We start from the raw sequence: 1,312 nt of genomic DNA on the forward strand, positions 1-1,312 counted from the left end.
AAAATACCACATGCAAGGACCTTGAATATGTAATTATGAATATACTTGTAAGCAAGTACCAATGTAATAATCTGTGTCATCGCGAAATAGTTAGGGTCATTCATTAATCCTTTTGAACGTATTTCATCAAAATATAACAATTTCATTAGTAAAGGGGACTTGTTCAAACCAGCTATAATACAAAATAGACCTATAGTCACACTGCTTATAATATAAGAGGTAACGATCACTTTTTTGCTATTACCTAACTTAAAGATGATCATCCCTAAATAGAAATAAATGACTACAAATGCATATTTAACTGTAGATGCAAGAACTTCCTTAACCGTAATAAATATCAAATCATCAAAAAATAGCAAACAAAGCGTAATAATCATACGATATGTATACAAAATAATGAAAAACTGTAAAAAATGATTTGCCTTTAATAAATGGTTAGCGAAAAACAGTAAATAAACTAATATTAGTAATGTGATAAAGTCAGCTATAGAAACATTCACACCGGCAATAACCGAAGATTGCTGAATAAAAACCGCTAAACCGATAAGTAACAATGTTAGTAATTTACTATTGTGTTGATTTTCCATTATAAACGTCTTCCACTTCTTTAATCATTTTCTCCTCAGTAAAACATTCTAAATAACGTTTTCTAGATTGATTACTCATTTTGATGTAATCACTGTCTATTAAATATTTTTCCAGGACTTTAGCAATAGTTTCGGGTTGGTTGTTCATCATACATATACCATTATCAGCTACTAATTCTGAAATACCGCCAACATGACTGGCTATAACAGGCAAACCTGTAGCCATAGCTTCTATAATGCTAATTGGCAAACCTTCATGCTTACTTATTAAAATAAACGTATCGTATTGTGATAATAAATGACTCGCATTAATGACATTGCCCAAAAATGTGACATCATTTTCTAACCCAGCTTGTACAACTTGTTGCTGACAATCATTTAATGTAGGTCCATCGCCTATAAATGTAAAATGCGCATGATTACTGTTATGTAATTTCAATATCTCTATTGCCGCGATTAGATTTTGTGGCAATTTTGGATAAGCAAATCTTGCAATCATAACAAATTGATGCTTTGTCGGGGCATTAATCTGTAAATCTTGTTTATTAGGCAACATTCCAACTACTTCGCCAATATTGTTATGTGATTGGCTTTTTAGCGTTTGCTTAACAGCGGGAACATCTGCAATACCATTATGTATTGTGGTTAATTTCAATCGATTAAATCGATATTTTAACGCTAACTGTTTATCGAAATCTGAAACACAAATAATGCTATCTGTAATA

The 1,312-nt window shown here is 31.2% G+C and carries 1 protein-coding gene and 1 pseudogene; both read right to left on the reverse strand.

The genetic code is table 11. The features are described 5' to 3' along the window. A pseudogene (locus tag IDG60_RS14680) lies at positions 1–587 on the reverse strand (O-antigen ligase family protein); the annotation flags it as partial. Then, positions 568–1,312: glycosyltransferase (locus IDG60_RS14685; RefSeq protein ID WP_206160838.1), on the reverse strand; the 745-nt coding region annotated here is incomplete at its 5' end. The gene IDG60_RS14685 and the pseudogene IDG60_RS14680, both read right to left, overlap by 20 nt.

This window comes from Staphylococcus sp. EG-SA-2, from assembly GCF_017152085.1.